The organism is Mesorhizobium sp. (genome assembly GCF_005063415.1).
GTDB lineage: Bacteria > Pseudomonadota > Alphaproteobacteria > Rhizobiales > Rhizobiaceae > Mesorhizobium.
In genome coordinates this window covers 49,536-49,824 of sequence record NZ_SUEG01000027.1, presented here as the reverse complement: position 1 = coordinate 49,824, position 289 = coordinate 49,536, and the positions used below count along the sequence as shown (strand labels likewise).

The following is a 289-nucleotide window of genomic DNA, read 5'->3' as shown; positions in this document are numbered from 1 at the left end:
CACGGAAGTGGTGCGCGACATGCTGCGCCTGCGCGCCGAGACGGCGAAGCTGCTCGGCTATGCTTCCTACGCCGCATTGAAGCTCGATGATACCATGGCCAAGACGCCGGAGGCGGTGCACGCGCTGCTCGATCCAGTTTGGGAAAAGGCGGTGGAAAGGGCCGCAAGCGACCAGGCCGAATTGCAGCGGCTGGCGGCCGAGGCCGGCAGCAATGAGAAATTCGCCGCCTGGGACTGGCGCTTCTATCAGGAGAAGCTGCGCGCAGAGAAATTCGCCTTCGACGAGGCC

The 289-nt window shown here is 64.4% G+C and carries 1 protein-coding gene; it reads left to right on the top strand.

The features are described from left to right. A partial coding sequence (locus E5W70_RS10330; RefSeq protein ID WP_292657277.1) for a M3 family metallopeptidase occupies window positions 1–289 on the top strand: 289 nt, incomplete at both ends.